23 protein-coding genes are annotated in these 24,757 nt (G+C 72.5%); 8 read left to right on the top strand and 15 right to left on the bottom strand.

Annotation, left to right across the window (positions count from 1 at the left end; genetic code table 11):
• Nucleotides 1-18: 18 nt before the first annotated feature.
• From MOV08_RS29175 to MOV08_RS29165, 3 genes are all read right to left on the bottom strand, one after another.
• Nucleotides 19-1,254: an MFS transporter gene (locus tag MOV08_RS29175; protein WP_039637112.1), complete on the bottom strand. Its 1,236-nt coding sequence runs from the start codon at nt 1,252-1,254 to the stop codon at nt 19-21.
• A 237-nt stretch (nt 1,255-1,491) separates the two neighbouring features.
• Complete coding sequence (locus MOV08_RS29170) at nt 1,492-1,650, bottom strand: hypothetical protein (protein ID WP_203232589.1); 159 nt, start codon at nt 1,648-1,650, stop codon at nt 1,492-1,494.
• Nucleotides 1,651-1,661: 11 nt separating this feature from the next.
• The gene (locus MOV08_RS29165; protein ID WP_275309483.1) at nt 1,662-2,096 is read right to left on the bottom strand and encodes a hypothetical protein; all 435 of its coding nucleotides are present in this window, start codon (nt 2,094-2,096) and stop codon (nt 1,662-1,664) included.
• Between the two features lie 189 nt (nt 2,097-2,285).
• On the opposite strand from MOV08_RS29165, the gene MOV08_RS29160 reads away from it, so the two are divergent.
• Complete coding sequence (locus tag MOV08_RS29160) at nt 2,286-3,626, top strand: NsdA family TPR-like regulatory protein (protein ID WP_039637110.1); 1,341 nt, start codon at nt 2,286-2,288, stop codon at nt 3,624-3,626.
• A 92-nt stretch (nt 3,627-3,718) separates the two neighbouring features.
• Here the strand turns inward: MOV08_RS29160 and MOV08_RS29155 are convergent, their stop codons facing one another.
• The 4 genes from MOV08_RS29155 to MOV08_RS29140 form a co-directional block, all read right to left on the bottom strand.
• Complete coding sequence (locus MOV08_RS29155) at nt 3,719-4,927, bottom strand: RNA-guided endonuclease InsQ/TnpB family protein (RefSeq protein ID WP_275309482.1); 1,209 nt, start codon at nt 4,925-4,927, stop codon at nt 3,719-3,721.
• A 247-nt stretch (nt 4,928-5,174) separates the two neighbouring features.
• Nucleotides 5,175-6,095 carry an endonuclease/exonuclease/phosphatase family protein gene (locus MOV08_RS29150; protein WP_420834306.1) on the bottom strand — a complete coding sequence of 307 codons (921 nt, stop codon included), beginning with the start codon at nt 6,093-6,095 and terminating at the stop codon, nt 5,175-5,177.
• A gap of 339 nt (nt 6,096-6,434) precedes the next feature.
• Nucleotides 6,435-7,178, bottom strand: coding sequence for a TetR/AcrR family transcriptional regulator (locus MOV08_RS29145; RefSeq protein WP_275309481.1), 744 nt, complete (start codon nt 7,176-7,178; stop codon nt 6,435-6,437).
• A complete protein-coding gene (locus MOV08_RS29140) occupies nt 7,175-8,806 on the bottom strand; it encodes an MFS transporter (protein WP_275309480.1) in 1,632 nt (543 codons plus the stop codon). The genes MOV08_RS29145 and MOV08_RS29140 overlap by 4 nt, the downstream gene beginning before the upstream one ends.
• Nucleotides 8,807-9,022: 216 nt before the next feature.
• Here MOV08_RS29140 and panB point away from each other — a divergent pair, with 216 nt between their 5' ends.
• The 3 genes from panB (at nt 9,023) to MOV08_RS29125 (ending at nt 11,893) form a co-directional block, all read left to right on the top strand.
• A complete protein-coding gene (gene panB / locus MOV08_RS29135) occupies nt 9,023-9,928 on the top strand; it encodes a 3-methyl-2-oxobutanoate hydroxymethyltransferase (RefSeq protein WP_039637104.1) in 906 nt (301 codons plus the stop codon).
• A 91-nt stretch (nt 9,929-10,019) separates the two neighbouring features.
• Nucleotides 10,020-11,066, top strand: a complete 1,047-nt coding sequence (locus tag MOV08_RS29130; RefSeq protein ID WP_039637102.1) for an ATP-binding cassette domain-containing protein — start codon at nt 10,020-10,022, stop codon at nt 11,064-11,066.
• A complete protein-coding gene (locus MOV08_RS29125) occupies nt 11,063-11,893 on the top strand; it encodes an ABC transporter permease (RefSeq protein WP_039637100.1) in 831 nt (276 codons plus the stop codon). The genes MOV08_RS29130 and MOV08_RS29125 overlap by 4 nt, the downstream gene beginning before the upstream one ends.
• A gap of 54 nt (nt 11,894-11,947) precedes the next feature.
• Here the strand turns inward: MOV08_RS29125 and MOV08_RS29120 are convergent, their stop codons facing one another.
• Nucleotides 11,948-15,352 (bottom strand): AfsR/SARP family transcriptional regulator, encoded by a 3,405-nt coding sequence (locus MOV08_RS29120; protein WP_275311928.1) that lies wholly within the window; start codon nt 15,350-15,352, stop codon nt 11,948-11,950.
• Nucleotides 15,353-15,531: 179 nt separating this feature from the next.
• Here MOV08_RS29120 and MOV08_RS29115 point away from each other — a divergent pair, with 179 nt between their 5' ends.
• On the top strand, nt 15,532-16,338 hold the full coding sequence (locus MOV08_RS29115; protein ID WP_275309479.1) for a site-2 protease family protein: 807 nt from the start codon (nt 15,532-15,534) through the stop codon (nt 16,336-16,338).
• 15 nt (nt 16,339-16,353) lie between these two features.
• Here the strand turns inward: MOV08_RS29115 and MOV08_RS29110 are convergent, their stop codons facing one another.
• From MOV08_RS29110 to MOV08_RS29085, 6 genes are all read right to left on the bottom strand, one after another.
• Nucleotides 16,354-16,572, bottom strand: coding sequence for a hypothetical protein (locus tag MOV08_RS29110; RefSeq protein ID WP_275309478.1), 219 nt, complete (start codon nt 16,570-16,572; stop codon nt 16,354-16,356).
• A 108-nt stretch (nt 16,573-16,680) separates the two neighbouring features.
• The gene (gene npdG, locus MOV08_RS29105; RefSeq protein ID WP_275309477.1) at nt 16,681-17,448 is read right to left on the bottom strand and encodes an NADPH-dependent F420 reductase; all 768 of its coding nucleotides are present in this window, start codon (nt 17,446-17,448) and stop codon (nt 16,681-16,683) included.
• A gap of 43 nt (nt 17,449-17,491) precedes the next feature.
• On the bottom strand, nt 17,492-18,382 hold the full coding sequence (locus MOV08_RS29100; RefSeq protein ID WP_275309476.1) for a carbohydrate ABC transporter permease: 891 nt from the start codon (nt 18,380-18,382) through the stop codon (nt 17,492-17,494).
• Nucleotides 18,379-19,338 carry a carbohydrate ABC transporter permease gene (locus tag MOV08_RS29095; protein WP_275309475.1) on the bottom strand — a complete coding sequence of 320 codons (960 nt, stop codon included), beginning with the start codon at nt 19,336-19,338 and terminating at the stop codon, nt 18,379-18,381. Before MOV08_RS29095 ends, MOV08_RS29100 begins: the two co-directional genes overlap by 4 nt.
• The gene (locus tag MOV08_RS29090; RefSeq protein WP_039637093.1) at nt 19,335-20,678 is read right to left on the bottom strand and encodes an ABC transporter substrate-binding protein; all 1,344 of its coding nucleotides are present in this window, start codon (nt 20,676-20,678) and stop codon (nt 19,335-19,337) included. Before MOV08_RS29090 ends, MOV08_RS29095 begins: the two co-directional genes overlap by 4 nt.
• A gap of 222 nt (nt 20,679-20,900) precedes the next feature.
• The gene (locus MOV08_RS29085) at nt 20,901-21,569 is read right to left on the bottom strand and encodes a FadR/GntR family transcriptional regulator (RefSeq protein WP_275309474.1); all 669 of its coding nucleotides are present in this window, start codon (nt 21,567-21,569) and stop codon (nt 20,901-20,903) included.
• A 189-nt stretch (nt 21,570-21,758) separates the two neighbouring features.
• Here MOV08_RS29085 and MOV08_RS29080 point away from each other — a divergent pair, with 189 nt between their 5' ends.
• Entirely contained in the window at nt 21,759-22,718 is a 960-nt protein-coding gene (locus MOV08_RS29080; RefSeq protein WP_275309473.1) for a dihydrodipicolinate synthase family protein, read from the top strand.
• 115 nt (nt 22,719-22,833) lie between these two features.
• Nucleotides 22,834-23,475 carry a hypothetical protein gene (locus tag MOV08_RS29075; protein ID WP_039637089.1) on the top strand — a complete coding sequence of 214 codons (642 nt, stop codon included), beginning with the start codon at nt 22,834-22,836 and terminating at the stop codon, nt 23,473-23,475.
• 64 nt (nt 23,476-23,539) lie between these two features.
• On the opposite strand, the gene MOV08_RS29070 is transcribed toward MOV08_RS29075, so the two are convergent.
• Nucleotides 23,540-23,791: a hypothetical protein gene (locus MOV08_RS29070; protein ID WP_039637087.1), complete on the bottom strand. Its 252-nt coding sequence runs from the start codon at nt 23,789-23,791 to the stop codon at nt 23,540-23,542.
• Between the two features lie 67 nt (nt 23,792-23,858).
• Here MOV08_RS29070 and map point away from each other — a divergent pair, with 67 nt between their 5' ends.
• The gene (gene map / locus MOV08_RS29065; protein WP_039637085.1) at nt 23,859-24,716 is read left to right on the top strand and encodes a type I methionyl aminopeptidase; all 858 of its coding nucleotides are present in this window, start codon (nt 23,859-23,861) and stop codon (nt 24,714-24,716) included.
• Nucleotides 24,717-24,757 lie beyond the last annotated feature (41 nt).

The following is a 24,757-nucleotide window of genomic DNA, read 5'->3' as shown; positions in this document are numbered from 1 at the left end:
CGGCCCGCCGCAGGGGCGCTATCGGCCGACGGCGTCCGTCGCAGTCGCGGCCGCGGCCGCCGGCTCCGGCGCGGTCTCGCCGCCGCGGGCCACGATCCGTGCCGGGTCGGGTGCTCCGCGGTCCAGGAAGCCGGCCAGCAGCGCGACGACCAGGCCGGCGGCGGCGAGCACCGCGCCGGCCAGGGTGGGCGAGGTCCAGCCCCAGCCCGCCGAGAGGACCAGGCCGCCGATCCAGGCGCCGCCGGCGTTGGCGAGGTTGAACGCCGACTGGTTGGAGGCGGCGGCCAGCGTCGGCGCCTGCTGCGCCTTGTTCATCACCAGCATCTGCAGCGGGGTGGTGGTCAGGAAGCCGATGGCACCGATCAGGACGACGGTGACCAGCGCCGCCCACTTCACGGGGGCGGTGAAGTGGAAGACCACCAGGACCAGGGCGAGCGCGCCGAGGGAGCTGTAGAGGGTGGGGCGCAGGGCCCGGTCGGTGAGCGGGCCGGCGGCCAGTGCGCCGAGCGTCATGCCGATGCCGAAGAGGGCCAGGACCAGCGGGACCGAGCCGGCGGCGAAGCCGGTGACCTCGGTCATCATCGAGGCCAGGTAGCTGTAGACGGCGAAGACCCCGGCGAAGCCGAAGACGGTGGTGAGCAGGCCGAGCAGCACCTGGCGGTCGCCCAGGGCGCGCAGTTCGCCGCCCAGGCCGGTGTTCCGGTCGGCCGGCAGCGGCGGGATCAGCCGGGCCAGGGAGGCCATCGCGACCAGGCCGATGACGGCGACGACGAGGAAGGTGGCGCGCCAGCCGAGATGCTGGCCGAGCAGGGTGGCCGCGGGCACGCCGACGATGTTGGCGATGGTCAGGCCGAGGAACATGGTGGCCACCGCGCGGGCCTGACGCCCCTCGCGCACCAGCCGGGCGGCGACCACCGCGCCGACACCGAAGAACGCGCCGTGCGGGAGCCCGGCCAGCAGCCGGCCGGCGATCAGCAGGCCGAAGGTGGGGGCCAGGGCGGAGGCGAGGTTGCCGACCGTGAAGACCGCCATCAGCACGACCAGCCACCGCTTGCGGGGGACGCGGGAGCCGAGGGCGGTCAGGAGCGGGGCGCCGATGACGACGCCGAGGGCGTAGGCGGAGACGAGGTAGCCGGCGGTGGGCACGGAGGTGCCCAGATCGTTCGCGACGTCGGGCAGCAGGCCCATCATCACGAATTCGGTGGTGCCTATTCCGAATGCGGCGACTGCGAGAGCAAGCAGGGCCAGGGGCATAGTGCGGTGGTCCTCCGGCGAGGTGGGGTGCTGGTGGTGTGAGGGGCGGCCGGCCGCGTTGTCGGCACAGGGAAAGGGCCGGTGTGAGCACACCGGCCCTCGAAGCTCTCACGTTCAGCAGCGAGCTGCATCCTCGTATTCCCGGATGCGGTGCGTGGCGTGCACCACAGCGGTGGCCGGCAGAGCCATGGACGCTATGCCCGTCACCGCATGCGGGGCCGGGCAACCACTGCGGTATCAGCCATGGGCCTCGGTGTAGTGGCGGCGCAGCAGGACGTTGCAGTCACTCTCGGCGCTCCTGTCGCCCCGCCGGATCGCATCGGCACGCTGCCGGTAAAGGGTGAGGCACCGGTGGCAGTCGGCGACGGACTGGGGTACTTCCGGCCAGGTGGGCATCGAACCGTAGATCATTGGTGCTTGGCTCCGGGGTAGCGTGTGTGCTGCTGGATCGCTTCACGCAACTTGTCGGCCTCGCGGAACAGCTCCTCAAGGGAACGCCGCTGTGCTGCCCTTGCGCCGGATGCGTTGGCCGTCACCCGCGTCTCTGGTGACCATTCCACGTCGGCGTTCCGCTCCGCCTCGATCGCGTCGGGATGTGTCGTCCACTCCGCTCCCCCGCTCACCGGTGCAAGCCAGGCCATGGGTGCCGTGACCGGCACTCTCGTCACAGGGCCGAGCTCCCACTGTTCGATATCGGGGGCGAGGGCTCGAAGAACGCCGACACGGTCGTCGTGAGCGTGGTCGATGACCCGTTGGCCGAGCAAAGGGTGTTCCCAGTGCCCCAGTCCCAAAGGGCGGTTGGAGCCAGAAGCGGGCGCAGTGATTCTTGCCTTCGTCATCATGAACACCTTGAGTCGAGGGGGAACCAGCCTTTCGTCGTCCGTTGGGGAACCTGGGCGACGAAGGGCAGGTCCACTGGCCGCCGGAGAAGTCCTGACGACTGGTATTCACCCAACCCCCTCACGCGGCGCTGGGTAAGAGAGCAGAGTGAGGAGACGGTTGAACAGGTTGAACGCACTCAGGGGTGTGAGATGGCACGAAGGGAACGAACACCGAACACCGCGCTCGCGAGCCTGATGCGAGAGGGTCGGATCGAGAACGCACAGCTGGCACGTGCCGTGAACCGCCTCGGCAAAGAGAGCGGAGTGCCCCTTCACTACGACAAGTCCTCGGTGTCCCACTGGCTCAAGGGATCCATGCCGAAGTCGGAGGCGCGACCAGCCATCGTCGAGGCACTCTCCCAGCTCCTTCGCCGACCAGTGACGTCCTCCGACGCGGGTCTCGGCAACGCTGCCGAACCCAGCAGCTCTGCTGATGTGGTGTCTGGGCTGATCGACCTTGGGAAGGAGGACATGGATCCCTCGCGCCGAGCAGTGCTCAGCGCAGGTCTCTACTCGGCTCTGCTGATCGTGCCTCACTACGACGACCTGGCCGGCCGGTACCACGCGACCGCAGCCGGACGCACGGCCCGGATCGGAATGAGCGACGTGGCCACGGTCCGTGCCATGACCGAGAAGATCGCCGACATCCTTGACGATCTCGGCGGAGGCCACGCACGCCCCATGGCGGCGTCGTTCCTCGTCAATTCGGTGCAGAACTACCTGCGGGCAGACGGCACCGAAGAAACGCAGAAGGCGATGCGCTCCGCCGCTGCCGATCTCGTCTACCTCACAGGCTGGATGGCCATGTACGAGCGGCATCAACGGCTGGGGCAGCGCTATTACGTAAAGGCCCTCGAACTTGCCGGTGAAGGTGCGGACCACATCACGTACTGCCGCACTTTGCGGGGGATGGCACTTCAAGCCTCGCACCTCGGCTATGGGAACAAGGCTCTTGAGCTCGCCGATTCCGCTGCCGAGGCGGCGCCCGCCGCCGGCCCACGCCTGGTTGCCTTCCTACGAGGCCAGCAGGCTCACGGCGCGGCTATGGTCAACGACCGCAGGCAAGCATTCCGGCGATTGGAGGAAACGGAGAGGGCACTGTCGAGGGCGGACGGTCGAAACGATGCGGTGGGCGGCTACGACCGTGCGGCCTACGAATTCCACGTCGCGCATGTGTTGTGGGAACTCGGCGACCGCCCTGGATCGGTCAAGGCGCTACGCCGGTCCAACCGGTATCGGCCGGTGCAGGAACGGCAAGGCCGCGTGCACGCCAACGGGCTTCTTGCCACGCGTCTTCTGGGAATGCGGCACGTTGAGGAATCGTGCGAGGTATGGAGCCGCTTCCTGGACGACTACGCCGGGATCTCCAGCGCGCGCGGCGACGAGCACTTCGCGACGTTGCGCAACGGTCTGCGCCCGTACCAGAAACTGGCCGTCGTTCGCGAGCTCTCCGCACGCGTCCAGGACGTGGCGCGCCTGAAGGTCGCGTAGCAACACCCGGCCACTGGTGATCACGCGTACACGAGCAGAGCCAAGGGCGTGACTCCACCCGCCGCCGAAGCGGAGGGCTTCCTGCGTCGCCGCTAGGCAGCGGCGCAGAGGACCAGCCCGGCCCTGTGCCGAATGTTCACTGCGCCAACGTGGTCGGCGTGCGCGAGGAACCCGCAACTGACGCAGGCGAACTCGGCCTGGGTGGTGCGATTCTCCTTGGCGATGTGTCCGCAAGCGGGGCACGTACGCGAGGTGTTGCGGGCGTTCACCGCGATCACTCGGCGACCGGCGCTCTCAGCCTTGTTCGCCAGAATCGCGAGGAACAGTCCCCAACCCGCATCCAGGATGCTTCGGTTCAAGCCTGCCTTGGCGGCGGCCCCGTTCGGCAGGAAAACACCGGGCCGCCCAGGGTCGGGCTTGGGCGCGGGCGCCTTGCTCATGCCCGCCGTATTTAGCTTCTCGTGTCCGATCACGTCATACGCACGGACCAGCGCGAGGGCCGTCTTGTGGTGATGGTCCAGACGCTGACGCCGGACCTTGGCATGCAGCTTGGCAACCTTCCGGGCCGCCTCCCGGTGCTTCTTCGATCGCTTCCGGGCGTGCTTGGGAAAGGTATCCAGCACCCGCTGGGCATCGGCAAGCCGGTCAGCCATCGCGCCGAGGAAGCGCGGATTGACGACGTGCTCTCCCTCACTGGTGGTGAGGAAGTGCGTTACCCCCATGTCGATACCGGTGATCGCTCCTGTGGCTGGCAGGGGCTCGACGGGCACGTCGTCAAAGGCGAGAACGACGTACCAACGGCGACCTTCGCGTTTGACACTGATTGTCTTGACCCGGCCGCGTACGGCCCGGTGCTGGTGAACGCGAACATGCCCGACGCCTTGCAGGCGTACACGGGTCCGGGCGTCATGCGGGGTGGAGTCCCAACGGCAGCCGTCCCCGTCCTTGGGAAACTCCACCGTGTCGAAATGCCCCACGCCCTTGAACCTGGGGTACCCCGGGGCGTCGCCGGCCTTGGTCCTGCGGAAGAACCCAGCGAACGCTTTGTGCAGCCGGCGTAAGGTCGCCTGCTGGGACGAGAACGACCAACGCCCCTGACGTTCTGGGTCGAAGGCTCGGATCTCCTTGAGCTGAGCGGATTGCTGCCCGTAGCGGATCGAGGTCTTCGAGCTATGCCGCCAGGCGTCCCGCCGCTCCTGAAGCGCGGCATTATATATCGAGCAGTGATCCCGAAGCATTTCCCGGAGTGCCTGCTCTTGCCGGGCGGTCGGGCGAAGCAGGAATTTGTAAGTACGCCTCACGCGCAACCTCCTCCCCCTGCCCAGCAGTTGACTTGACCGTACCAAGAAATCCGTCGGACAACGCGCGTATGTCCATTAATCTTCACTCCTCTACGGGGCCGGCTCATCGCTTGTTTGTTCGTCGGCGGAACCTGGCGACCTCGTAGTGCCCCCTATATTCTGATATTCCGACGTGAAGACGGAACGTGAGAGGCCCGCGTCGGCGGGACGGCCGTCCCGCCGACGCGGGCCTCTCGCCCCACCGCGCTCAGATCTTCACGGTGGCCGCCACCGGCCGGTGGTCGCTGCCGGTGGCCGGCAGCACCCACGCCTTGACCGGGTCGATCCCCTTCACCAGGATCTGGTCGATCCGGGCCATCGGGAAGTCGGTCGGCCAGCTGAAGCCGAAGCCGTCGCCCGCCGCGCCCTGGGCGGAGCGCAGCTGCGAGGTCAGCGGGGCCAGCGAGCGGTCGTTCATGGTGCCGTTGAGGTCGCCCAGGAGCATGACCTGGCGGACCGGGTCGGCGGCGATCGCCTCGCCCAGCGCCCGGGCGCTGCCGTCCCGCTGGTTGGCGGTGAAGCCCTTGTCGACGTAGACCCGCACGGACGGCATATGGGCGACGTAGACCGCGACCTGCCGGCCGTCGGGGGCGGTGACCGTGGCGCGCAGTGCCCGGACCCAGCCGATCTTGATGTCCACCGGTCGGGCGTCGGCCAGCGGGCGCTTGCTCCACAGGCCGACGGTGCCCTGCACCGTGTGGTACGGGTACGCCTCGGCCAGGCCCTTGCGGTACACGGGCAGGGCGGTGCCGGTCAGCTCCTCCAGGGCGACCACGTCGGCGCCGGACGCCACGATGTCCCGGGCGGTGCCCGCCGGATCGGCGTTGCCCGCGTCGACGTTGTGGGTGAGCACGGTCAGATTGCCGCCGGTGCCGGACTTGTCGGTGATCTGCCCGCCGAAGAGGCTCACCCAGGCGACGGCCGGCAGCACCAGCGCCACCAGCGCGGTCGCCGAGCGGCGCAACAGGGCGCAGAGCAGCAGCAGCGGGACGCCCAGTCCCAGCCACGGCAGGAAGGTCTCCAGCAAACTCCCCAGGTTCCCCACGGTGTTGGGGATCTGGGCGTGCAGGACCATCGCCAGCCCGAGGAGGACCGCGAGCACCGCCAGGATGATGCCGCGCCGCCACATCCCTTCGCGGCGCCACCAGTTCCGCAGGCGTCCGGACCGGGAACCGGCCCGCTCGGACCCCTGACCCTGTCCCGGCTCCGTCATGTACGCCTGCGCCATACCGCTGTCCTCACTGCCTTGCCGCCCTGCTCCGGTGCGCCTCACCTGTGATCTTCGACCCTAGGCGATGGCTGTGAAACGCATTCTTAGATCGGCGTTCCGCCGGACCCGTCTTCGCGTTCCCGCAGGAGAAGACGGTGGGTTCGCCGCCCCGGGTTCCGATCGGGCCGTTCGTGACAGCGGCTGTGACACAACGGGCATGGTCCGGTCATACGGGGCCGGGCGCCGGTCGTCGGGCGCTCACTGGGCGCCCGGTGCGGTCCCCGTCGCGGGTCCGTCCGCGGGTCCGTCCGCGGGTCCGTCCGCGGGTCCGTCCGCGGGTCCGTCCGCCGGTCGCGTCGCCGGCCGGGGCCGGACGCCCTCCAGCACGGTGTCGACGATGTCCTCGGCGAGCCCCTCGGGGAGTTCCTTCCACTCGTGGAGGATGGCGCGGGCCAGCATCGGGCCGACGAAGAGGTCGGCGAGGGTCTCCAGGTCCTGGTCGGCGCGGATCTCACCGCTGGCCACCCCGCGCCGGAGCACTCCGAGCAGTGCCTCGTGCCGGGCCCGGACGACCGTCTGGTGGTACTCCGCCCACAGCTCGGGCTGGGCCTGGACGTGGCTGACGACGGTGCGCAGCACCGCCGAGCTGCGCTTGGCCAGGCCGCGGCGGCGCAGGAACTCCAGCAGCCGTACCAGGTCCTCGCGGACCGAGTCGCCGTCCAGCGGCGGAGGGGGCGTGTCCTGGGACCGCATCACGTCCAGCAGCAGCGCGCTCTTGCCGGGCCAGCGGCGGTAGAGCGTGGCCTTGCCCACCCCGGCCTCGCGGGCGATCCGCTCCATGGACAGCTCGGCTATCGGGACACCGTCCTCGATCAGGCGGAGCACCGCCTCGACGATGGCGGAATCGGCGGCGGCGCTGCGCGGGCGGCCCCGGCGCCGGGGGGCCGTCGCCCCCGCTCGCGCCCCGGCCGTCCGCCCGCGGTCTTCCGCCACCCGGCTCATCGTGTCGCGCCCGCCTTCTGTCCGTCCCGCGGCTCCGCCGCGTGCGGACCCGGGGCCATTTTGCCCGGCAGGAATGCCGCGACCACCACGGCCCCGATCACCGAGACGGCCGCCGAACCCAGCGCGGTGACGTGCATGGCGTGCAGGAAGGCGTCGTCGGCCTTGACGGTCAGCGCGCGGGCCGCGAGCGGGCGCAGCCGGGCGGCCAGGCCGAGGGTGGCCTCGATGGACTCGCCGGCCGCGTTCCGCACCGGGCCGGGCACGCCGCGCAGCGCGTCGAGGGAGTCCTGGATGCCGGTGCGGTAGGTGGTGGAGAGCAGCGAGCCCAGGACGGCCACGCCGAGGGTGCCGCCGACCTGCCGGAAGATGTTGTTGAGCGCCGAGCCGGAGCCGGCCTTCTCGCGCGGCAGCGACTGCATGATCGCGACGGTGACCGGCGGCATGATGTGCGCCATCCCGGTGCCCTGGAGGAAGAACAGCACCTCCAGCACCCAGATCGGGGTGTCCGTGCCCAGCAGCAGCATCCCGGCCATCGTGACGGCCACCACCAGCATGCCGACGGTGCACACCGCGCGGGCGCCGAAGCGGTCCACCGCGAGCCGGGCCCGGGGCGCGAAGATCAGCTGGGCGGCGGCCAGCGGCAGGATCAGCATCCCGGACTCCAGCGGGCTGTAGCCGCGCACGCTCTGGACGTAGAAGACGATGAAGAACGTGACGCCCATCAGCGCGAAGAAGACCAGCGCGATGGCGGCGACGGCGGCCGAGAAGGCGGGCTTGCGGAAGTAGCCGATGTCGATGGACGGGTGGTCGCTGCGCCTCTGGTGGACGACGAACCCGGCCAGTACCACCAGGCCGCCGAGGACCGTGGCGAGCACCTCGGGGACGGTGAAGTCGGCGAGCTGCCCGCCCTTGATGATCCCGTAGACCAGCAGGACCAGGCCGACCACCGAGAGCAGCACCCCGACCGGGTCCAGTCTGCCGGGGGCGGGGTCCTTGGAGTCGGGCACCAGGAAGACCATCGCGACCAGCGCGCACACCACGATCGGGACGTTGATCAGGAAGACCGAGCCCCACCAGAAGCGGTCCAGCAGCAGCCCGCCGGCGATCGGGCCGACCGCGATGGCCAGCCCCACGCCGCCGGCCCAGACGCCGATCGCCCGGGGCTGCTCCTCGCGTTCGAAGACGTTCATCAGGATGGCGAGGGTGGCCGGCATGACGAACGCGCCGCCCAGGCCCATCAGGGCGCGGAAGGCGATGAGTTCGGCGGGCGAGGCGGAGACCGCGGCGAGCACCGAGCCGGTGCCGAAGACCGCCAGGCCGAAGAGGAGCACCTTCTTGCGGCCGAGGCGGTCGCCGAGCAGGCCGGAGGTGAACAGCAGCCCGGCGAAGACCAGCGTGTAGGAGTTGATCGCCCACTCCAGCTCGCTCTGGGTGGCGCCGAGGCCGGTGGGGGCCGGGGTCGCGATGGTCTTCATCGCGACGTTGAGGATGGAGTTGTCCAGCACCACGATCAGCAGGCTGAGCATCAGCACGCAGAGGATCAGCCAGCGCCGGCGGTGGATGTGCGCGGGGATGCGGGAGGCTGCTGAGGCGCCGGACGCGTCCGGTGGCGTCGGTGAGGTGGCCATGACGCCACCATACGCTTATATCGATACGGAACCGTTTCGTATTGGTGGCGAGCCGGGCCAAGGCCACCGGTTCGCCGCAGCGGGCCGCCCGCCGCCCCGGCTCCTCGGCTCCCCCGCTCCGCCCCCTTTTGCTCCCCGGCCGGGGCGTGCCAGCATGGAGGGGAGTCCGGAGACACCGTCAGGGTGCTTCGAGATGAAGAAACAGGAGCCGTCACCATGACGCAGCTTTCGCCTGCCCAGAAGCCGGCCGCGGGGGCCACCGCCGAGCCCACCGCCAAGCCCGTCAAGGACAACCCCAAGTCGCTCTACGGGGGCACCAGTTCGCGCCGGATCACGGTCCGCGACATCGCCGCCGCCAAGGAGCGGGGCGAGAAGTGGCCGATGCTCACCGCCTACGACGCGATGACCGCCTCGGTCTTCGACGAGTCCGGGATCCCGGTACTGCTCGTCGGCGACTCGATGGGCAACTGCCACCTCGGCTACGAGTCCACCGTGCCGGTCACGCTGGACGAGATCGCCATCCTGTCCGCGGCGGTGGTCCGCGGCACCAAGCGCGCCCTGGTCGTCGCCGACCTGCCGTTCGGCTCGTACCAGGAAGGTCCGGTCCAGGCGCTGCGCAGCGCCACCCGGCTGGTCAAGGAGGCCGGGGTGAGCGCCGTCAAGCTGGAGGGCGGGGAGCGCTCCGCGCACCAGGTGGAGCTGCTGGTCTCGTCCGGCATCCCCGTCATGGCGCACGTCGGGCTGACCCCGCAGTCGGTGCACGCCTACGGCGGCTACCCGGTCCAGGGCCGCGGCGAGGAGGCCGCCCAGCAGCTGCTGCGGGACGCCAAGGCGGTGCAGGACGCCGGGGCCTTCGCGGTGGTCCTGGAGGCGGTGCCGGCCGAGCTGGCGGCCGAGGTGACCCGCTCGCTGCACATCCCCACCGTCGGCATCGGCGCCGGGGTCGAGTGCGACGCCCAGGTGCTGGTGTGGACCGACATGGCGGGCTTCACCGCCGGCCGGGTGCCGCGGTTCGTCAAGCAGTACCTCCAGCTGCGCGAGCTGCTGGGCGGCGCGGCCAGGGCGTTCGCCGAGGACGTGGTCGGCGGCGCCTTCCCGGCCGAGGAGCACACCTTCCACTGAGGCCCGACCGACGGGCCGCCGACAACCGGTCCTCCCGGGCTGTCGGCGGCCTGTCGGTGCGTTGTCGGTGGCGGCTGGCACCTTTGAGGGCATGACGCGACAGACGATATCCACCAGGGGCGGCAACGCCGTGGAGGTGCGCGGTCTGGTCAAGCACTTCGGCGCGGTCAAGGCCGTCGACGGCGTGGATCTGGACGTGCGGGAGGGCACCGTGCTCGGTGTCCTCGGCCCCAACGGCGCGGGCAAGACGACCCTCGTGCGCTGCCTGTCCACCCTCCTGGTGCCGGACGCCGGCCGCGCCGTGGTGGCCGGCTGCGACGTGGTGCGCCAGCCCCGCGCGCTGCGCCGCCGGATCGGCCTGACCGGCCAGTACGCCTCGGTCGACGAGAAGCTCTCCGGCTGGGAGAACCTCTACATGATCGGGCGGCTGCTGGACCTGCCCCGCAAGGACGCCCGCACCCGCGCCGACGAGTTGCTGGAGCGGTTCTCGCTGACCGAGGCCGCCAGGCGGCCGGCCGGCAAGTACTCCGGCGGCATGCGGCGCCGGCTCGACCTGGCCGCCTCGATGATCGGCCGACCGGCGGTCCTCTTCCTGGACGAGCCGACCACCGGCCTGGACCCCCGCACCCGCAACGAGGTCTGGGACGAGGTCCAGCGGATGGTCCGCGACGGCGCCACGGTCCTGTTGACCACCCAGTACATGGAGGAGGCCGAGCAGCTCGCCGACGAGCTGACGGTCGTCGACCGCGGCCGGGTCATCGCCGAGGGCCGGGTCGACGAGCTGAAGGCCAAGGTCGGCGGCCGGACGCTGCAGATCCGGCCGACCGGGGCGGGCGAACTGGACCGGATGGTGGGCGCCATCGCCCAGGCCGGTCTGGACGGCGTCACCGGGGCCACCGCCGACCACGACGGGGGTGTGGTCAACGTCCCCATCGTCAGCGACGAGCAACTGACCGCGGTGGTCGCGCTGCTCGGCGCCCGGGGCTTCGCGCTGGCCGGGATCAGCACCCATCTGCCCAGCCTGGACGAGGTGTTCCTGGCCATCACGGGCCAGAAGACCTCCGGGGCCGGCACCCCGGAGTCCGATGCCGACACGCACGACGAGCAGGCCGCACACCACGCGGAGGTGGGGGTATGAGCACCGCGACGATCACGGCGCCGATCGGGAAGACCGGCGCCGACGAGGGCCGGATCGGCCTCCGGGGCAATCTGCGGCACATCGGCGCGCTGGTGCGCCGCAACCTCGTGCAGATCAAGAACGACCCGGAGACGCTGTTCGACGTCCTCCTGATGCCGATCATCTTCATCCTGCTGTTCGTCTACGTCTTCGGCGGCGCCATCGCCGGCAAGGGCAACCAGCAGGAGTACGTGCAGTATCTGGTGCCCGGCATGATGGCGATGATGGGCATGAACGTCGCCATGGCGGTGGGCACCGGCGTCAACGAGGACTTCCGCAAGGGCGTGATGGACCGCTTCCGGACGATGCCGATCGCCCGGTCCTCGGTCCTGATAGCCAAGATCGTGGTCGAGATCCTCCGGATGCTGCTGGCCACCGCGATCCTGCTGGCCATGGGCCTGCTGCTGGGCCTCGAAATACGCGGCTCGCTGCTGGAGTTCGCCGGTTCGGTCCTGCTGTCCACGGTCTTCGGCGCCGCCCTGATGTGGATCTTCATCCTGCTGGGGCTCAGCGTGAAGACGCCGCAGGCGGTGCAGGGCATGGCGATGCTGGTGCTGATGCCGCTCCAGTTCGGCTCGTCGATCTTCGCGCCGACGACGTCGATGCCCGGCTGGCTGGAGGGCTTCACCAAGGTCAACCCGCTGTCCAACCTCGCCGACGCGGCCCGCGCGCTGATCAACGGCCAGGGCGCGGTGGCCCATCCGGCGCTGATCACCCTGGGCTGGACGGTCGTCATCACCGCCGTCACCATGCCGCTCGCGGTGCGGAAGTTCCGCTCCAAGACCTGACGCACCGCCCGCGGGGAACCTCCCCGCGGGCGGCCGACGCCCGCCCGGCCCGCGTCAGAGGAGGGCGGCGGCCTCGTCGAGCGAGAGCCCGCCGCCCTCGGCGTGGGCGGCCGTGTAGTCCGGGTCGGCCAGCAGCGCGCGGACGGCCGCCTCGGCGCGGGACCGGCCCTCGCGGATGGACAGCGCCGGCACCAGCGCGCCGGCCCGCAGGGCGTCGAACGCACCGATCAGCCGTGCCGCGTCCCGGGCCCCGGCCGCGCCGCGGACCGCCACCAGCACCCGGGCGCCGGTCAGCAGCTGCACCACCGGCAGATCCGGGTCGACCATCTCCGTCAGCGGGTCCCGCGTCAGTTCCAGCGCCCGCCGGAGCCGTGGGAGGAGCTCCGCCCCGTGCTGCCCCTCGTCCACGTCCAACGCGACCAACAGGCCGTCCAGCAGCCCCAGGAAGAGCTCCGGACCGGACGAGGCGAACGCCTCCCGCACGAGGAGGAGTTCCCGGCGGGCCTCCTGGGTGCGCCCGGTGAGCGACAGCTGCACGGCCAGCGCCATGCGGGTGAACGGCACCGCGTCCCGGCCACTGTTGCGGTCCTGCGCATCGGCCAGCACCTCGCGCAGCATCCGCTCGCCCTCCTCCGGCCGGCCGACCTCGGTCATCACGCCGCCCAGCCGGGCGCGCAGCATCAGGGTCTGGCCGTGCGCGCCCAACTCCTCGGCCTGCACCATCGCGGCCTTGAAGTCGCGCGCCGCGGCCTCGTACTCGCCGCGCTTCTCGGCGGTCTCGCCGCGGCCGGCCAGTGCCTCGGACGCGCCCCAGGCGTCGCCCAGCCCGAGGAAGATCCGCAGTGCCTCGTCGGCGTCCCGGGTCGCCTGGTCCAGCCTGCCGCGCCGGTCGTTGAGCACCCTGGAGCGCAGCTGGAGGACGTAGGCCAGCTCCCAGTCGTAGCCGTAGCCGCGGCACGCCTCGACCGCGTCGTCGAGGAGCCCGGTCAGGTTCTCCCACCGGCCGGTGAGCAGCACCGCGAAGTACCACAGCACCCCGGGCACCTTGCAGGTCTGCGGCATCCCGCCCCGGTAGGCGGCGATGATCCCGGACAGCTCCTCCTGCATCTGAGGGCTGCGCAGCGCCTCCATGTCGCTGTCCAGGGTGGACAGCGCCACCAGCCGGACCTGGCGGCGGGCCTCGGCGAACTGCTCGGGGTCCATCGGCGGGGGTGCGTCGATCGGCCGCTCGTGCAGGTCGGGGGCGGGGGCGACGGGCGGGGCGAACGGGCTGGGGCCCAGGGAGCCCACGGCGAGGGACCAGGTGTGGGCGTCGCGGCGGTGGTCGCGCAGGGACCAGAACCACTGGAGCGAGAGCACCAGGCACAGCGCCTCGTGCTCGTCGCCGGCGGCGACGGCCCGGCGCAGCGCGGTGCGCAGGTTGTCGTGCTCCCGTTCCAGCCGGTCGATCGCGGCGCGCTGCCGGGGGCCGCGCAGCAACGGGTCGGCGGTGCGGGCCAGTTCGCGGTAGCAGACCAGGTGGCGGCGCTCGACGTCGGCCCGTTCCGCGGCCTCGTCCAGCCGCTCGCCGGCGTACTCGGCGACGGTCTCCAGCAGCCGGTAGCGCATCTGGCCGGCGGGCCCGCCGGCGGGCCCGGGGGCGTCCGGGGCCGCGACCACCAGCGACTTGTCGATCAGCGAGCCGAGCAGCCCGGCGACCTCGTCGGCGGCGACGCCGCCGCCCGCGCAGACCTCCTCCGCGGCGGCCAGGTCGCAGCCCCCGGCGAACACCGACAGCCGCCGCAGCACCGCCCGTTCGGGCTCGTCGGTGAGGTCCCAGGACCAGTCCACCACCGCGCGCAGGGTCTGCTGACGCGGCAGCAGCGTGCGGCTGCCGCTGGTCAGCAGCCGGAAGCGGTCGTCGAGCCGATCTGCGATCTGACGAGGCGTCATCATGCGGAGCCGGGCGGCGGCGAGTTCGATCGCCAGCGGCAGCCCGTCCAGCCGGCGGCAGATCTCGGCGCAGGCCACCGCGGTCTCCTCGTCGGCGTCGACGCGGAAACCGGGGCGGGCGGCGGCCCCGCGGTCGGCGAGCAGCCGCAGGGCGACCGGGTCGGGCAGCGGCTCCACCGGCCGCAGCACCTCGCCCGGTACGGCCAGCGGCTCCCGGCTGGTGGCCAGCACGGTCACGCCCGGGCAGGCGGTCAGCAGCCGCTCGGCGAGCTCCGCGGCGGCGCCGATCACATGCTCGCAGTTGTCCAGCACCAGCAGCATCCGGCGGCCGGCGCAGTGTTCGGCGAGCCGGGCGTGCGGGTCGCGGACGGCGTGGTCGGCGGCGGCCCGCAGCCCCTCGGCGGTGGTGCCGCGGACGACGGTCTCGCGGGCCCCGAGCGCGGTCAGCACCGCCTCGGGCACGGTCCGCGGATCGTCCACCGGCGCCAGCTCGGCCAGCCAGACGCCGTGCGGCCAGGCGTCCGGCAGGGCGGCCGCGGCGGTCTCGGCGCCCTCCTGGGACAGCCGGGTCTTGCCGGCGCCGCCCGGCCCCAGCAGCGTCACCAGCCGGTGCCCGGCCAGGTCGGCGCGGAGCGCGGCCAGGTCGTGCTCCCGGCCGACGAAGGAGGTCAGCCGGGCGCGGAGGTTGCCGGGCCGGGCGGGCGCGGCGGGGGCGCCCGGTCCGGCGGGGGCGGTGAGCACGTCGGCGGCCACCGCTGGAGCCGCCGGGACCGCGGGGACGACCGGGGCCGCCGGCACCGCCGTGCGGTCCGGCCGGAGCAGCTCGGCGTGCAGGGCGCGCAGCTCCGGGCCCGGGTCGGCGCCCAGGCGGTCGGCGAGGCCGGTGCGTATCTCCTCGTACGCGGCGAGCGCCTCGGCGGTCCGGCCCGCGTCGCGCAGGGCGCGCAGCCGCAGCGCCTGGAGGGGCTCGTCCAACGGGTGGTCCTGGCACAGCGCGGCCAGGGAGGGCAGCGCCCGGGCGGCCCGGCCCAGGGCCAGGTCGGCGGCGAAGCGGGTGCGCAGGGCGTCCAGCCGGCGGCTCTCGGCGCGGGCCGCCTCGACGGCCGCGTCGGGCAGATCGGCGAGGGCCGGGCCGCGCCAGAGGGCCAGCGCCTCGTCGAGCAGGGCGGCGGCGCGGCCCGGGTCGGCGGCGTCCAGCGCCCGGCCGCCCTCCGCCGTCAGCCGCTCGAAGCGGTGCAGGTCGACCGCGTCCGGCTCGGCGCACAGCAGATAGCCGCCGTCCACGGAGGCGATCGCGGACCGGCCCAGGGCGCGGCGCAGCCGGGCGACCAGCGCCTGGAGGGCGCCGGGCGCGTCGGCCGGCGGGTCCATGCCCCAGACGTCGGTGATCAGGGCGTCCGCGAGCAGCGCCCGGCCGGGGCGCAGCGCGAGCGCGGCGAGCAGGGCGCGCAGCCGGGCACCGCCCAGGGCGACGGGGGTGCCGTCGGCCAGGCCGGCCTGGGTGGTGCCGAGAATTCCGTAGCGCACCGGGCCATTGTCGGTCACCGGCGGAACTCTCCGGGTACCGCACGACGTTTCCGGGACCGGGGCCGCATCCGACCCGGCCCGTGCGCGGGCGACCGCGCCGCGGATACGGTCGGGGCGGCCCGCCGCGGCCCGTGGCCCGGATCCCCGACCGCGACCCACCCCCTGGGAGTCCCCTACCGATGACCACCGCAATCCCGCGCGCCGACCGCCGCGTCAGCCCGGTCTTCCTCGCGCTCGTCGCCGTCCTGGCGGTCTCCGGCTGGGCCGTGTGGAGCGGGACGCTCGCGGCCAGCACCGGCTTCGCGGTCTTCCTGTTCGTGACCGCCGGCTGGGTGGTGTCGCTGTGCCTGCACGAGTACGCGCACGCCCGCACCGCGCTGCACGGCGGCGACGTCACGGTGGGCGGCAAGGGCTATCTGACCCTCAACCCGTTCGTCTACTCGCACGCGCTGCTGAGCATCGTGCTGCCGGTGCTCTTCCTGCTGATGGGCGGGATCGGGCTGCCGGGCGGTGCGGTGTTCATCGAGCGCGGCCGGATCCGGGGCCGCTGGCGGCACAGCCTGGTCTCGGCGGCCGGGCCGCTGACGAACGTGCTGTTCGCCGCGGTGGTCAGCGCGCCGTTCTGGCTGCACGCCGCGGACGGGATCCCGGACGCGTTCCGCTACGCGCTGGCGTTCCTGGCGCTGCTCCAGGTGACCGCGGCGATCTTGAACTTCCTCCCGGTGCCCGGGCTGGACGGCTACGGCGTGATCGAGCCGTGGCTGTCGGACCGGGTGCGGCGGGGCATCGCGCCGTACGCGCCGTTCGGCATGCTGGCGGTCTTCGGGCTGCTGTGGGTGCCGGAGGTCGGCCAGGTCTTCTTCGAGCTGGTGCACGGCGTCCTGCGGGGGCTGGGCGTGTCGGCCTGGGACAGCTACTGGGGCCAGGAGTTCTTCCGCTTCTGGCAGGGCGAGCCGCAGGTCCCGCAGATCGGCGCCGCGGGGTAGCGCCGACCCGGCGGGTCAGCCGGAGGCCGTGGCCCGGCGGGCCCGCTCCAGCTTCGCCTTGCGGACGTAGAACCACGCCATGTTGCTGGAGACGCCGGCCAGCAGGATCCACACGATGCCCACGAAACTGCCCTCGACGAAGGACACCACCGCCGCGGCGACGGCCAGCAGGCAGACGGCGAGGGCGAGGGCGGCGAGGCGCCGGTCCGGTCCGGGCGGGGGCAGGGAGGGCATGGGGTCGGCTCCTGTCGGGTCGTACGGTCCGTTCCAGTGTCCCTTACGCCCCGCGCTGCCCCGCCGCCCCCTCCCCCGCTCCGGCCCCGGTGTCGGTGAGGGGTCGGCTCAGACGTCGGTGACCCGGAGCCCGGCGTGCGCCTTGTAGCGGCGGTTGACCGAGATCAGGTTGGCGACCAGCGACTCGACCTGGTGGGCGTTGCGCAGCCGGCCGGCGAAGACGCCGCGCATGCCGGGGATGCGGGCGGTCAGCGCCTGCACCACGTCGGTGTCGGCGCGACGCTCGCCGAGCACCATCACATCGGTGTCGATCTCGGCGATCTCGGGGTCCTGGAGCAGGACGGCGGAGAGGTGGTGGAAGGCGGCGGTGACCCGGGAGTCCGGCAGCAGGGCGGCGGCCTGTTCGGCGGCGCTGCCCTCCTCGGGCTTGAGCGCGTAGGCGCCCTGCTTGTCGAAGCCGAGCGGGTTGACGCAGTCGATCACCAGCTTGCCGGCCAGCTCCTCGCGCAGCGCCTCCAGCGTCTTGGCGTGACCCTCCCAGGGCACCGCGACGATGACCACGTCGCTGCGCCGGGCGCAGTCGGCGTTGGCGGCGCCCTCGACGCCCAGGCTGCTCAGCTGGGGCTCGTCCGCGGCGGCCCGGGCGCGCTCGACGGCCCGGGAACCGATGATCACCTTGTGGCCGGCCCGGGCGAACCGGTAGGCCAGGCCGCGGCCCTGGTCACCGGTGCCGCCGAGGACGCCGATCACCAGACCGGAGACGTCGGGCAGGTCCCAGGGATCGCGGGCGGCGGGCTTGGCGGCCGTGGCCGAGGTCCCGGCCGGGGTCTCCGCCGGGGTGGCGGACGGGGTCGCAGCAGCGTCGGAAGTAGTCATGACGGCGATCCTGTCACGCCCCGTCCCGGTGCCGGCCGCGCGGTCACGCCTTGACGCTCCCCTCGGTCAAACCGGTGCGCCAGTACCGCTGGAGCACCGTCATCAGGACCATCAGCGGCAGCACCGACAGCAGCGCGCCGCCGACCGTGTACTGGTAGAGCACCGGCTGCCGGTCGGCGTAGCCGATCCAGGTGGTCAGCCCCAGTTGGACCGGGTAGAGACCGGAGTCGGAGAGCATCACCAGCGGCAGGAAGTAGTTGTTCCAGATGTGCACGAACTGGAACAGGAAGACGGTGACCAGCGCCGGGCCCATCAGCCGCAGCCCCAGCCCGGCGAAGATCCGCGCCTCGCCCGCGCCGTCGATCCGGGCCGCCTCCAGCAGCGAGTCGGGCACCGCGGCGGCCGCGTAGATCCGGCACAGGTAGACCCCGAACGGGCTGACCACACTGGGGATCAGCACCGCCGCGTAGGTGTTCGCCAGGCCCAGCGCGCTGAAGAGGAAGTACAGCGGCAGGGCCAGCGCGGTGCTCGGGATCAGCACCCCGGCCAGCACCAGGCCGAAGACCGTCTCCCGCCCCCGGAACGGGAACTTGGCCAGCGCATAGCCCGCCGCGGCGGACAGCCCGGTGGCGCAGACCGCGCCGACGCCGGCGTAGAGCAGGGAGTTGGCGAACCAGCGGGCGTAGACGCCGTGGTCGTAGGTGAGCACGTCGGTGAGGTACCGCAGGGGCCGCGGGTGGTCGGAGAACCAGAAGCCGAAGGTGCCGAAGAGGTCGGCGCTGTTCTTGGTGGCCGAGACGACCAGCCAGTAGACGGGCGCGAGGAAGTAGACGGCGGCGGTGGCCAGGAGGGCACCGATGATGATCCGGTGGCGCACGGGGGCCCGGGTCGGCAGCGCCGCTCCGGGCCGCGTCCGCCGGGGGAACGGGGTCATCCGCGCTCCTTCCCGCGCCCGCCGACCAGCCGCAGGAAGCCGAACGAGGCCGCGCACGCCACCAGCGCCAGCAGCACCGCCTCGGCCGCCGCCCGGTGCTGGTTGTTGCCGACGAACGCCTCGCTGTAGGCGTGCAGGTTGGGGGTGTAGCCGGAGTCGATGGAGGAGGTGAGCGGGCGCAGCACCATCGGCTCGGCGAACAGCTGGAGGGTGCCGATGATGCTGAAGACGGTGGTGAGCACCAGGGCGGGGCGGAGCAGCGGGAGCTTGACGTACCGGGCCACCTGCCAGGCGCTCGCGCCGTCGATCCGCGCCGCCTCGTACAGCTCGCCGGGGACGGACTTCAGCTGGGCGATCAGCACCAGCATGGTGTAGCCGGTGAACTGCCAGGTGACGATGTTGGCGACGGACCACAGCACACTGCCGCGGGAGAGGAAGTCGACGTTCCAGCCGGCCTCCTGGGCGATCCGCACCAGTGGGCTGAGGCCGGGGACGTAGAGGAAGCCCCACAGGATCGAGGCGATCACCCCGGGCACCCCGTAGGGCAGGAAGAAGGCGCTGCGGAAGAAGGTGACCCAGCGGGCGGCGGCGCTCTCCAGGAGCAGCGCCAGCACGGTGGCGAGCAGCGTCATCAGCGGGATCTGCACGGCGCCGAAGAGCAGCACCCGGCCGAACCCGGTCAGGAACCGGTCGTCGGCGAGCGCCTGGGCGTAGTTGGCGAGGCCGGCGAAGGTGTCGTGCTCGGTGCCCAGGCCGAGCGGCCCGGTGCGTCGGATGCGCCGCAGGCTGGTCCACACGGCGTAGCAGACCGGGGCGAGGTAGCACAGGGCGAAGACGGCGAGGAAGGGCAGCACGAAACCGGCCGCGGCCCGGGCGTTGCCGCCACCGGGGCGCCCGGCCCGGCGCGGGCGCCGCGCGGTGGCCGCGCCTGCCGGCAGCCCGCTGTGCCCGCTCACCGGCCGCTCTCCGCCTTCAGCCCCTTGTCCCGCAGGTCGGAGATGGTCTGGCGCTGCACCTTCGTCAGCACCGAGCGGAACGAGCTGCCGTCGGCGAGCGCGTCGGTGAAGGCGTCCCCGAGCCGCTGGAAGAGGGTGTCCACGCCCGGCCCCCACTGCCAGCTGGTGTCCACGTGCGCCCCGGCGTCGGCGAAGACCCTGCTGTACGGCTGGCCGCCGAAGAAGTCCTTGTCGGCGTCGAGGGCGGTGGCGGCGTAGCCGGCCTTGGCGCTGGGGAAGCCGTAGCCGCCCCGGAGGAGCAGGGCGATCGACCCCGGGTCGGTGTTGAGCCAGACGGCGAAGTCCAGGGCGTCCTTGGGGTAGCTCGCCTTGGCGAAGACGGCGGTGGTGGAGCCGCCCCAGTTGGCGTACGCCCGGCCGCCGGGCTGCCACTGGGGCAGCGGGGCGGCCCGCCACTTCCCCTTGGTGCCGGGCGCGTTGCCGGCCAGCAGGGCGTCGCCCCAACTGGCGCCCACCCAGGCCGGGATGGCGCCGGTCTGGATGTCCTTGTACCAGGCGTCCCGGCGGTCCGGGATGGTCTTGACGAGCTTCCTGCGGACCAGTTGCTCCCAGTAGTCGGCGACCCGACGGGTGGGGGCGTCGTCGAGGTGCACCACCCAGGTGTCGCCGTGGGTGGCGTACCACTTGGCGCCGGCCTGCCAGGCCAGGCCGGCGAAGCGGTTGCCGTTGGTCGGGGCGAAGGTCTCGATCCAGGCGCCGTGCCGGCGGACCTCCTGGGCCGCGGCCTCGTACGCGTCCCATGTGCGCGGCACCGGGATGCCCCACCGGTCGAAGAGGTCCTGCCGGACGAACAGCCCCATCGGGCCGCTGGCCTGCGGGATGGCGTAGATCCCGGAGCCGAAGACGGACTGGCCCCACTGCCAGGCGAAGAACGCGTCGCGGTGCCGGGCGGCGCCGAGCGGGGCGAGGTCGCGCAGTCCGCCGTCGAGAAGGAAGCCGGGGATCACCGGGAACTCGATCTGGCCCAGGTCGGGCGGGTCGCCGGCCTTGATGGCGGCGTGCATCTTGGCGTACTGCTCGCCGTTGACCGCCGACACCTTCTCGACCTTGACCTGGACCTCGGGGTGCGTGCGGTTCCACAGGTCCACGGGGCGGTCGATGCCCGGCACCCAGGACCAGAAGGTGAGGGTGATCTTCTGCCCCTTCCGCCGTTCCCGGGGCGCGTCGCCGTCGTCGCCGCAGCCGGCGAGCGCGAGGCCGGCGGCGGCCGCGGCCGCCCCGCCCAGGACCGTTCTCCGGCGGACCCCGCCGCGGCGGCTGTCTGCGCTCTCGTACGTCACGGGTCCCCCTCCGCCGGGCCAGGACGTAGGACGTCCCTTGTCCTGCGGACGATAAGAAGGGCCCAACTGGCCGTCAAGGCACGGCACATGACGCTTTCTCGTGTCGGCAACGGCACCGCCGACGCGGGGTGAAATCCCGGTGAATGGGATGATCGCGACAAAAACCGGTACCCCGGCGCCCCCGCGCGGCCGGCGCCGGGGCGTCCGGTTCCCGGCCGGCGGCTACGCGGTCAGCCGGCGCCGGATGCCGTCGAAGTGCCGGTGCATCGCCGCGACCGCCCGCTCCCCGTCGCCCGCCTCCAGGGCGTCCACGATCTCCGCGTGCTGACGGTAGGTCACCTCCGGGTCCGGCCGGACGTCGGCGAGGTCCTCGCGGACCCGGCGCAGCGCCGCCCAGAACGCGTCCAGCACCTCGCTCAGCAGGTGGTTGCCGAGCGACCGGTACAGCGCGAGGTGGAAGGCCCGGTCGGTGGCGCTGAGCACCTCGCCGCCGCGCGCCTCCTCGGCCATCCGCTGCACCAGCCCCTTGAGGACCGCGAGGTCCTCGGCCGGCAGGCCGCGCGCCACCGTGCCGATCAGCCCCGCCTCCAGGGCCTCCCGGACCTCCATCAGCTCGTACAGGCTGGACTCCCCCTGATGGTGGCGGACCGCGGCCCGGAAGGCGACGCCCTCGACGAACGGTTCGAGGGTGAGCGCGCCGACGTAGGTGCCGAAGCCGTGCCGGATCTCGACGATCCGCATGGCCTGGAGCGCCTTGAGCGCCTCGCGCACCGAGTTGCGGCTGACGTCGAGGATGGCGACCAGCTCGGTCTCCGTGGGCAGCGGATCGCCCGGCGTCAACCCACGGTCCAGGATCAGCTGCTTGATCCGTGCCTGGACGTCCTCGGACATCGTCCCTCGCGCCATCCTCATCGCCCTCTTCCGTCTCGCGCACCTCATGTGCCGCGCGCCGCCGCCCCGTTCGGCCCGTTCCGGGGCGGAAATCCTTGACCGGGTGCCTGCACGCATGCCTATTGTGAACCGCGATATCGGACATCCCATGTCTGATGTCCCAGCTCAGAGCAGCCCTTGGAGCCCCCCATGGCACTCACCGCCCCGCTGCACGGCGTCATCCCTCCGGTCTGCACCCCGCTCGACCCGCACGGCGAGGTCGACACCGCCTCCCTCACCCGCCTGGTCTGCCGCCTCCTCGACGCCGGCGTCCACGGCCTGTTCGCCCTGGGATCCACCGGCGAGGCGGCCTATCTGACCAACCATCAGCGCGCCACGGTCCTGGAGACGGTGGTCACCGCCACCGCCGGCCGGGTCCCGGTCCTCGCCGGGGTCATCGACACCACCACCGCGCGCGTTCTGGAGCACGCCCGGACCGCCGTCGCACTCGGCGCCGACGCCCTGGTCGCCACCGCCCCCTTCTACGCCCGCACCCACCCCCGCGAGATCGCCGCCCACTTCCGGCACCTGCGCACCGCCACCGGCCGGCCGCTGATCGCCTACGACATCCCGGTGTCCGTGCACAGCAAGCTCTCCCCGGCCCTGATCCGCGAACTGGCCGAGGACGGCACGCTGGCCGGGCTCAAGGACTCCAGCGGCGACGACGGAACGCTGCGCCGGCTGCTGGTCGCGCTCGGCGGCCGCACCGGCCGGCACACCGGCCCCGCGCCGGCGTTCGCCGTCCTCAGCGGCTCCGAACTCACCGCGGACGCCGCACTGTTGGCGGGCGCGGACGGCGTCGTCCCGGGCCTGGGCAACATCGACCCGACCGGCTACGTCCGGCTCTACGACGCCGCCCGCGCCGGCGACTGGCCCCGGGCGACCGCCGAGCAGGAGCGGCTGGTCCGCCTCTTCGACCTCACCGACACCGGCCCGGAGGACGAGATGGGCCGCGGCTCCTCGGCGCTCGGCGGCTTCAAGGCGGCGCTCCGACTGCTCGGCGTGATCGCCTGCCGCGACACGGCCGTGCCGCAGCTCCCGCTGAGCGAGGAGTCGGTCGCGGAGGTGGGACGTCGGCTGACCGAGGCGGGGCTGCTGCCCGCCCCCTGAGACGGGCGGCGCCCCGTACACCACCGGCGCCGGGTCGGCAGCGGATGCCCCGAACGGGTGACACCCACCGCACCCGGCCCCCTCGGGGCCCGTCCGTGCGGCACCATGCCGCGCCATGGATGCCGTACGCGTCGCCCTGTTGCGCGAGGTCCTGGCCGGGACCGAGTGGATCGAGGCCACCCACCGCTTCGCCGGTTCGCTGCGGGCCGCCGTCGCCCCGCACGGCGGCGGTCTGCTGCTGGTCGGCAGCGCCGGCTACGAGCCCTGGCACCTGGCCGCCCACCTGGACGACGAGGCGGCCTGGTCGGGGCTGCCGGAGCTGTCGCCGACCCTGGTCCGTCACCGGGTCCCGGCCGGGGCGCCCGCGCACCTCGCGGTGGGTCCGGGCCGGCTGGCGGCGGCCGGGCGCGGTGCGACGCTGCTGGTGGTGACGCCGGAGTCGCCGGACGCCGGGCTGCTGGAGAAGGTGCACGACGCGCGCCGCAACGGCGCCACGGTGCTCGCCCTGGACTCCGGCGACCGCGATCTGCACGCCCTGGCCCACGACGCGCTGATCGCCGCGCCACCACCGGACGACGGGGCGGCCGCCCCGGATCCGCCGCGGCCCCCGGACCTCGACCTGGACACCGTCCAGCACCTGGTCAGCGCCGCCGCCGGCGAGAACAGCCGGCCCGGGCCGCGGCATCACCGAAGGTTCCGCGACCGCCTGGCCCGCCTCGCCGAGGCGCTGGCGGCCCCGCCGCCCCCGCGCTGGTGAGCCGCGGCCCGACCCCGAACCGTCGGTTCGGACACGGCCCGGGCGTCCCGTCCCCATCCCCGTCCTAAGGCGCCCCGTCCCCCTCGCCCTTGCCGCCCTTGTCACCCTTGCCCATGTCGTGCCACCGGGGGTCGGTCTCCCACTCCAGATTCCGCTCGCGTGCGGTCTCCATGGCGTGCGCCGCCTCCTCGCGGGTGGCATACGGGCCGAAGCGGTCGGCGGCGCGGCACTGGGGACCCTCCTCGACCGTGCGGTGCTCCAGGCAGTAGAACCACTCGCCGGGCTTGCCGACCGTCCGCCGCTTGAACAGCGCCATTGCCGCCTCCTGTGCATGACTCCCGTGCCACCATCCTGCCCGACGGCCCGCGGATACACTCGCTGGCATGTCTGGCCAGTCGCTTCTTGTCCCGGGGAGCATCTCCCCCACCCGCCACGTCCCCGCCTCGATCGCGCGCCCCGAGTACGTCGGGAAGGCCGCGCCCACGCCCTATACGGGACCGGAGGTGCAGGACGCCGAAACGATCGAGCGGATGCGGATCGCCGGCCGGATCGCCGCCCAGGCGATGGCGGAAGCCGCCAAGCACATCGCGCCCGGCGTGACCACCGACGAACTGGACCGCGTCGCCCACGAGTTCATGTGCGACCACGGCGCGTACCCGTCCACGCTCGGCTACCGCGGCTTCCCCAAGTCCCTGTGCTCCTCGGTCAACGAGGTCATCTGCCACGGCATCCCCGACTCGACCGTCCTCACGGACGGCGACATCGTGAACCTGGACGTGACCGCGTACATCCACGGCGTGCACGGCGACAACAACGCCACGTACCTGTGCGGTGACGTGGACGAGGACTCGCGGCTGCTGGTGGAGCGCACCCGGGAGGCGCTCAACCGCGCGATCAAGGCCGTCCGGCCGGGCCGCCAGATCAACATCATCGGCCGGGTCATCGAGTCCTACGCCAAGCGCTTCGGCTACGGCGTGGTCCGCGACTTCACCGGGCACGGCATCAACTCGTCCTTCCACTCCGGCCTGATCGTCCCGCACTACGACAGCCCACACCACACCACCGACATCAAGCCCGGCATGACCTTCACCATCGAACCGATGCTGACGCTGGGCACGTACGAGTACGACATGTGGGAGGACGGCTGGACCGTGGTCACCAAGGACCGGAGGCGGACCGCGCAGTTCGAGCACACCCTGGTGGTCACCGAGACCGGGACGGAAATTCTTACGCTGCCCTGATCCGGACGGGAGTAGCGTTTTTACCGACAGGTTGTCGGGAA

Origin of the sequence: Streptomyces yunnanensis (assembly GCF_029011865.1) — a bacterium.
GTDB lineage: Bacteria > Actinomycetota > Actinomycetes > Streptomycetales > Streptomycetaceae > Streptomyces > Streptomyces yunnanensis.
Note: the sequence above shows the minus strand (reverse complement) of the source record. Positions and strands in the feature narration are given on the sequence as shown.